General features: G+C 56.6%; 6 protein-coding genes and 3 pseudogenes. 4 read left to right on the top strand and 5 right to left on the bottom strand.

The genetic code is table 11. The features are described from left to right. Nucleotides 1-732: 732 nt before the first annotated feature. Nucleotides 733-954: pseudogene (locus tag AV929_RS21180) on the bottom strand (cell division control protein Cdc6); the annotation flags it as partial. Here AV929_RS21180 and AV929_RS21625 point away from each other — a divergent pair. Then, a pseudogene (locus tag AV929_RS21625) lies at nucleotides 952-1,047 on the top strand (IS1595 family transposase); the annotation flags it as partial. The pseudogenes AV929_RS21180 and AV929_RS21625 sit on opposite strands and share 3 nt — an antisense overlap. Nucleotides 1,048-1,237: 190 nt before the next feature. On the opposite strand, the gene AV929_RS01885 reads toward AV929_RS21625, so the two are convergent. From AV929_RS01885 to AV929_RS22540, 3 genes are all read right to left on the bottom strand, one after another. After that, entirely contained in the window at nucleotides 1,238-1,468 is a 231-nt protein-coding gene (locus AV929_RS01885) for a hypothetical protein (RefSeq protein WP_014030570.1), read from the bottom strand. 184 nt (nucleotides 1,469-1,652) lie between these two features. After that, entirely contained in the window at nucleotides 1,653-1,943 is a 291-nt protein-coding gene (locus AV929_RS01880) for a winged helix-turn-helix domain-containing protein (RefSeq protein ID WP_008308706.1), read from the bottom strand. A 67-nt stretch (nucleotides 1,944-2,010) separates the two neighbouring features. Continuing rightward, nucleotides 2,011-2,319, bottom strand: coding sequence for a hypothetical protein (locus AV929_RS22540; RefSeq protein ID WP_225306838.1), 309 nt, complete (start codon nucleotides 2,317-2,319; stop codon nucleotides 2,011-2,013). A 1,480-nt stretch (nucleotides 2,320-3,799) separates the two neighbouring features. On the opposite strand from AV929_RS22540, the pseudogene AV929_RS22900 reads away from it, so the two are divergent. Continuing rightward, nucleotides 3,800-4,255 (top strand): annotated as a pseudogene (locus AV929_RS22900) (hypothetical protein); the annotation flags it as partial. A 93-nt stretch (nucleotides 4,256-4,348) separates the two neighbouring features. Here AV929_RS22900 and AV929_RS21620 read toward each other — a convergent pair. Further along, the gene (locus tag AV929_RS21620) at nucleotides 4,349-4,498 is read right to left on the bottom strand and encodes a hypothetical protein (RefSeq protein WP_023842875.1); all 150 of its coding nucleotides are present in this window, start codon (nucleotides 4,496-4,498) and stop codon (nucleotides 4,349-4,351) included. A 212-nt stretch (nucleotides 4,499-4,710) separates the two neighbouring features. Here AV929_RS21620 and AV929_RS01865 point away from each other — a divergent pair, with 212 nt between their 5' ends. Together AV929_RS01865 and AV929_RS01860 are read left to right on the top strand one after the other, a co-directional pair. After that, nucleotides 4,711-5,139, top strand: coding sequence for a universal stress protein (locus AV929_RS01865; RefSeq protein ID WP_050036494.1), 429 nt, complete (start codon nucleotides 4,711-4,713; stop codon nucleotides 5,137-5,139). 124 nt (nucleotides 5,140-5,263) lie between these two features. Further along, nucleotides 5,264-7,444: a cation-translocating P-type ATPase gene (locus AV929_RS01860; protein WP_064287219.1), complete on the top strand. Its 2,181-nt coding sequence runs from the start codon at nucleotides 5,264-5,266 to the stop codon at nucleotides 7,442-7,444. Nucleotides 7,445-7,506: the final 62 nt, after the last annotated feature.

The raw sequence follows: 7,506 nt of genomic DNA, 5'->3' as shown, positions 1-7,506 counted from the left end.
GGAAGTGGTTGCACTCCGTCGGAAGCTAACACACTGGTTCCTACGCCAGTGTTGACTACTGCATGGGTCCGTGGGCTCACATCAGATTCCATCTTAACGGCGGACCGCAGGGGTGGAATCCTCATACACGAACACAAAGCCTCAGTGGCCTCGCGTTCTAAGCGAGTGACCCAGGCCACCACGACGGTGGCGTTGGGGTGTCGTTCCGAGAGCGCTGCCCGGCGCGACCTTCGCATTACATCCGATGGGAGGGGAGTATATAAATGGACGGTCTCGAATCCACCGTGTTTAGGCACCACACAGAACATGTGTCGCATACACACTAGAGAAATAGCCACATTGTCTAATCCAATACAACAATCATGTCATTCAAGTAGTATATTGAGCACATAGCTGGCGACGATGAGAAATCCTCGCGAGATCGGGTTACGCTGGCTCATGAAGATGTTGCGTTTTACGACCCGAACTACTACCAGATACAACTCATTCGAACTGCTGAGAGCGTTCTCTCATCACTTGGATTTGACCGGACGGACATCCAGCCACATTACAGAAACTCGAGATACGACCCTGAGCGAGTGGTCATAGTCCAAGAGAGAGCTACCAGTCCTGCAATACACCGTTAGTTCATGTGAAGACATACCGAAACACACCACTGTTTCCGGAGCTACACACCACCATTTCCGAAGCTATTGGTGAAAGCGTGATTCAGTAATTCGAAAGATTTGCTTGCAGCATATTCATATCCGATAGATGGTCACGGACACGCCGTTCGCTGACGCTATCGGCGTCGAGCCGGTCGCAAATTTTGAGGTACCGGTCGTAAAGGTCACGAGAACGGATAGGAACTTCGTCAAGCGCCTGTTGATATGCAAGCGCACACAAGACAGCGTGTCCCTGTGTCGTGAGTTCTTGCATACCCCCGTAGAGTTGGTTCTTTTCGAGTTCATCCTCACACCCTGTCTCAGAGCGTTACTGCTTCGAAAATGCGTCCGCCGAAAACCCGGCGACGAAGCGCTCAAAATCATCCTTGAAACAGCGCTATGACGCCACCAACAATCGCTTACCCAAGAGCATTATTTATTTGAAACAACCCGACGTCCGAGCAGTCGTCCGCCATACCGCTGCCCGAACTGCAGAGGCGACCGGTGACACCGACTTCGAGAGAGTCCGTCTAATCGGTGAACGAAATCAGTCTATGAAATCCTTCTCATAGATCTGAAAAATTGGTGCGAACTCAGGTCTGGCTCTGATAGAGAAGAACTAAAATGGCAAGTCCGATAAAGAAGTCCGGGAGAAACACGAACGCGCCGATGTTTGGGCGAGGTCGGAAGCCGAAGACATTGTGTACTACTGGATTTGACGTACCCGCGTATAGGAGCAGTGCGAGGCTTAGCACAAGCAGGCTTGCTGTGTACTTGTTCGGAAGGTCGCGATAAAGCTGCATGTAGATGGCTGCGAGTGCCACCAGTAACACGAGGTTTAGGGTTGTAAAGAAAACCTCCATCCGAATGAGCAGTTCAACTTGGGAGGACAGCGCCCTCGACGGAGGGCCATGGGATGGAACTGATGTGAAGAGTGCGACTAAGAGTGCGATACCACTCGCGGCAGTCGCACTCGCTACTGTCGTTCCAAGTGGACTCTTGATCCAGTTACGAATCATCATCAACTCCGGCCTGTTCCGCCACGTCTTCCATGATGTCGAGGTTGTTCATCATTCGGTCTGAGAGAAAGTACATCTGCCCGTAATTGTCGCCCTCCGTGGTCACGATATTGCTCTCTTCGAGGACTTCGAGGTGGTGCTGCACTGTTTTGTAGTTCAAATCTAGGTCATTCGACAATTGGTTGGTGTTTCGTGGCTGGTCGTTGAGTGCGCGGAGGATACGAAGCCGATTGCGGCCTCCACGAGACCCACCAATGAGCCACCAGAGCAACTGCCGCATCTATTGAGTATTCATTTGGTCGGTGCAAATACATTCTGTCTCGGTCCGAACGATACTATACCCCGAATTAGTCACTGATCCAGGAGACAATTCGATCAGCGATTTCACCGTTATTGTCGTCTTGCATCATGAGATGTGTATTTCCGGATATCCCTTCATCCGGAAGGCTAAGTAGCGTCGATGCGGGACTTGTCTCTCCTGCGAACTCTGCAGTTGTCTGGGTCGCTTCCTTGCGACCAGTCTGTCCGCGCTCGTCGACATAATCGCCATACACACCCATAAACGGTGCATCACCACCCATCTCCGCTACAGTTTGCGGGTCAGTCGGCGCACCGACCGGCTCAACTGCGATGATCCGTTCAACGAGGTCTGGCACAGCTTGTGCAACCGTGAATCCGGAACTACCGCCCGCTGAGTGAACGAGCAGCACTGCCGGACCAACACGATCGAGAAGCGCCTCTAGGGCGGCAGTCTCTTGGGATGGTGTGAACCGGCTCCCACCGCCACCTCCAGTAGTCGACCCAGTCTGGGTTCCAGCTGTGGTCTCAGTGGAATCCGCAGGTGTGGAGTTCTGGTCGCTGCCACGTCCACCCGTCTGGCTTCCACTTTGTCTACCGCCACCTCCGCCACCAGTGCTAACGTATGCGGGGAATGACGCAACGAGTTGGTCGACCGACTCGACCGGGTATCGAACGTCCTCGTATGGGTCACCGGCTTCAGGTCCGAACCCCCACGTCGGCCAGGCTCGATCGATAGACCACCGGGAGAGTGACGCAGAGTCAGAGTTCTGGAGGGCAGCAGTGTCTAAGCCACCTGAATCGACGTTTCGAGGCGGGTTAAATACATACACTGGATGGCCAGCTTCGGCAAAGTACTCCACCCAGCCGCGTCGACCGTCAGGTGTCGTCCGGTAAATGTACGGTGACAACCCAAGGCCGGGCACCATTACGACGGGTGACTTGTCGGTGGCTGTTTCGGGCTGTGTATATACGACTTCAGCACGTCCGTCGATGACCGTACTACTGCTTGTGTTTGCGTTGCCGACGTAGAAATTACCGAACGTCGGAGAGTCGTCATTCTGTTGTTCAGATTGCGGAGAGGCCTCAGAAGCGGACTGTGTATTGGTGTTCGGTCCGCTGTTGTCGGTTGTGCTATTGCACCCTGCGATAGTCGCAGCAAGTGCGACCCCAGTTGCGCGAAGAAACGCTTTCCGAGAGATACCCGATGACATACAGATCGTACTGGCCGGGGATCTGACTTAGTCGATTGCCGAAATCGGCCACAGGTTAGGCACAAATTCATTCCAGTTCATGCAGAACGCCCGATATTGACAGATGATAGTACGTTGAGGTAACTACTGTGTCGCTCAGAGCATATACATTGAGAGCACCGGTCTCAACTTCTGGCTCAGTTGTGATGTTGAGACTACAGCGAGTTTAGCAGGGCTGTGAAGCGTGAATTTGACCGATTCGGTCAGCGGAAACTGCCCAAATGGCTCTCCAAGCGGCCATTCTTGTCACACACCCATCCATATGGACAAATTTTCTAGACTTCCAGCAGCGTAGCCACTCAGACGGCGCGCTAACCCGAACAGAGTACCTCACTACCCGATCCCGGTTTCCTTCTTCAGTAGCGTCAGCGTGTTGTCCGCTGTAATCACCGGTGAGTGCTCATACTCGCCAGTCAATCCGGCTTGGACGAGGAGATCGATAGCGCGCCAGATCCAGTACGCTTCATTCCGTACGCAGGGCAAACAGGGGATTGCCAGTAGTGCCAGTTGCTCGATAACGAAGTCACATACATACTCAGAATCCACCTCGCGCTCTGAATCGATTCGATAGCCGTGCGAAAATTCGATGGTTGGACGCGAACGCCTTACTAAGCCTGTCTCAACCCTCTATCTGCAATGGCAGAATGCAACGACCGCCACGCCGAAGATAGCGGTTCTAAACAGAGGGGTAGCTAATTATGCGCGTTCCTATCCCGAAGAACAAACTCGTCGCATTCACTCCCGTCGGTGCGCTCCTCACAGCTGGTGTCGCTGGGGAAGAGTGACTGAGACGACGGGTCCGCTCGCATCGGTCTATGAACGGTTCGGGAACACCTACCGCGAGTTCGAGTGTTGTGACACGACGTTTCGGATTCAGGCGATGGGCGTTCGGGCCGAGGCTGGGGCAACTGCGGCCCGAAAAACGGCTGAATCACTCGAAGCCCAGCTGAACACCTTCGATGCGGCGAGTGCCGTCAACCAGCTCAACCGTGAAGGAGAAGTCAGGAACGAACACGTTGTCCGAATCGTTCGCCGTGGAATCGAATACAACGACCGAACCGGCGGGGTGTTCGATATTCACCAGGGCCGCGTCGAACAAGGCCTCAAAACGTTCTTGCGTGGTGACAGTGAGACACTACCAACAGAGTTTGATACCGGAACTGACGATTCGCATGCGACGATCACGTTCTCGGCGCCACGCGAGGAGGCTGAGGACGCTGAGGCCCCCAGCGAGGACGAAGATACCGAGACTGACGTACTGTTCGAGGAGTTGCGCGAGTGGCATGCTTCAGGCGATGGACGCTTCGAGTGTGAACTACTCGGAGGTCGATACAACCAAATCGAGGGAGCAGGTTGTCAAAACGATTGGCGTTCAACCGTCGAATCCGAACGAGTGATGCTCCCCAACCCGATTCATCTGAACGCTCCAAGACGAATCGTCGTCGCACAACCCACTGAGCAGTACATTCATTTCAATTCAGCATCAAATAGTTTCTCATGCCTGTCAACGTTCTCATCGCCTTCGACGGCTCCCCGCTTTCAGAGCGGGCGCTCACATACGCTATCGAGACCTTCCCGGACGCGCCCATCACCTCGATTTACGTTATCAATCCTCTCGACTCCGTTATCGATGTGGAGGCTGGCGGCTTACCAGTTGCCGAGGACTGGTACGACAATGCCAAAGAACGAGCAACCAGAATCCACGCGACGGCCACGGACCTCGCGGCGGAACGTGATACCGAACTCGTTACCGTCACGGAAGTCGGAAAACCGGCACGAGCAATCCTCGAATACGCTGACGACCACGATGTCAATCAGATCGTCATGGGCAGCCACGGCCGCTCAGGAATCGACCGTGCACTTCTCGGGAGCGTTGCCGAGACAGTTACCCGCCGAGCGCGAATCCCGGTAACGATCATCAGCTGAAGCATTCGGACCGGGGGGCAGACGAGAATCCACCGTGTGAAACACCCGCTTCGTACGCAGTCAGACAGAAACACAATGACAGACCGACAATACAAAACCATAGTACAGTACATAGGGAGATCGCGTGACCGTTACTGAGTCGCCTCCGCTATCGACCTGTACCATCCAGATCGAACGACGAGGCGGTCGCGGCGAAGGGGGTGCGCGCGCTCTCGAACGCTACCTTGGAGACACACCCGGTGTCCACGATGTCGACGTCTCGTTCCGAACGGGGAACGTTCGAATCACCTACGACGAGAGCGTCACCTCGGGGGTGCAACTTCGAGAAGCGGTCCGCGACCGCAACGTCTCGATCGAGAACGAGCGCGACACGGCCCCCGACGAGGTGACCACACGCTCGGAACTCAGGCAGGAGGCCGTATTTGTCGGTCTAACCTTGCTCGGGATGGTAACCGGCCTCGCGACAGGATGGCTTAATGGCCCGCCACTCCTCATGTGGGGCGGCTACGGCGTCGCGTACGTCTTCGGCGGGTGGTACGGACTCAAAGGGGCCATCGAGACGCTCCGCCACCGTGCGGTCGACATCGACCTGTTGATGATCGTCGCCGCGCTCGGGGCGCTCTCGATCGGAGCACCCTTCGAGGGTGCGATGCTTCTCTTCCTGTTCTCGCTGTCGAACACGCTCCAACACTACGCAATCGGCCGCTCGCGGCGGGCGATCAAGTCGCTCGTCGAGATGCGACCGGACGAAGCGCAGGTCCTTCGTGACGGTGAGGAGGTCACAGTACCCATCGATGACGTCGATGTCGGTGACGTGTTCGTCGTCCGCCCCGGTGACAAGATTGCACTCGACGGCGTCGTCACGTCCGGCGAGGGAACGGTCGACCAGGCCTCGCTCACCGGCGAATCCGTCCCGGTACCGAAGGAACCCGACGACGAGGTGTTCGGCGGCACGATCAACGAGAGCGGGAGCCTTGAAATCGAAGTCACTCGGCAGGCCCACGAATCGGCGATCAGCCGCCTTATCACCATGGTCGAAGAAGCCCAGAGCGAGAAAGCCCCGACACAGCGGCTCATCGACCAGCTCGAACAACCGTACGTCCTCGGGGTGTTCGGGCTCACAATCGCAGCTATCGCAATTCCACTCGCGCTCGGAAGTGAGTTCACGGGGACGTTCTACCGCGCGATGACGCTCATGGTCGCCGCCTCGCCGTGTGCGGTCATCATCTCGACGCCCGCGGCAGTCCTCTCAGCAATCGCCTCCGGTGGCAGGCAGGGCGTGCTGTTCAAGGGAGGCGAACACGTCGAGACAGCAGCGAATATCGACGCAGTCGCCTTCGACAAGACCGGCACACTCACACAGGGCGACACGCAGTTGACCGACGTATTCGTCCGTGATAGTGCGGGGGACGAGACACTAACCGAGGACTCGCTTCTCTCGCTCGCGGCCGCAGTGCAGGCCCGCTCGGAGCATCATCTCGCTCGTGCGACCGTGGCGGCGGCAGACGAACGATCACTCGACACACCCGACGCCGCACGGTTTCAGTCGGTAGCCGGGAAGGGGGTTCGAGCTGACGTCGGCGAGGAAACCATCCATATCGGGAACCGAAGCTACTTCCAGACAGTTCTCGGAGACGAATCAGTCGACGGTCTCAAACCCGGCCTCAGCCGGCTCGAAACCTTAGAGGAAGAGGGAAAAACGAGCGTCCTCGTTGCCCGAGAGAGTCACGTCGACATCAGCGTCTTGGGGTGGCTTGCGTTCACCGATACCGTTCGCCCTGACGCGGCCGAGATGATCGACAAGCTCCGATCGCTCGGCGTGGAGCATATCGTCATGCTGACGGGCGATAACGAGCGCGTCGCACAGCGCATTGCCGACGAGGTCGGCATCGACGAAGTCCAGGCGGAACTGCTACCGGAAGAGAAAGTGGCGACTATCGAAGAGCTGGTCGAACAACACGAGAACGTAGCGATGGTCGGTGACGGTGTTAACGATGCCCCAGCCCTCGCCACAGCGACCCTCGGCATCGCGATGGGGGGTGCAGGGACTGATGTCGCGCTCGATACTGCTGATGTGGTACTGATGGGCGATGATCTCAGCAAGATTCCCTACGTACTCGGCCTCGGCCGCAGGACTCGCCGAACACTCACCATCAATCTCGCCATCGCCTTCGGCGCGATTGCACTCATGGTCGGTACGATCCTCCTCCGTGGAATCCCGCTCCCGCTTGCCGTAGTCGGACACGAGGGGTCAACGGTTCTCGTCTCGCTAAACGGCCTTCGGTTGCTCGGCTTTCGTGGATGAGAAATTGGCCGGTGGGCAAGAGACAGTCATCAACACAGAGGGCGAGTGAACAATCGAAAACG

It is taken from the genome of Haloarcula sp. K1 (assembly GCF_001647155.1).
GTDB classification, from domain to species: Archaea; Halobacteriota; Halobacteria; order Halobacteriales; family Haloarculaceae; genus Haloarcula; species Haloarcula hispanica.
This window is presented reverse-complemented; position numbering and strand designations above follow the sequence as displayed.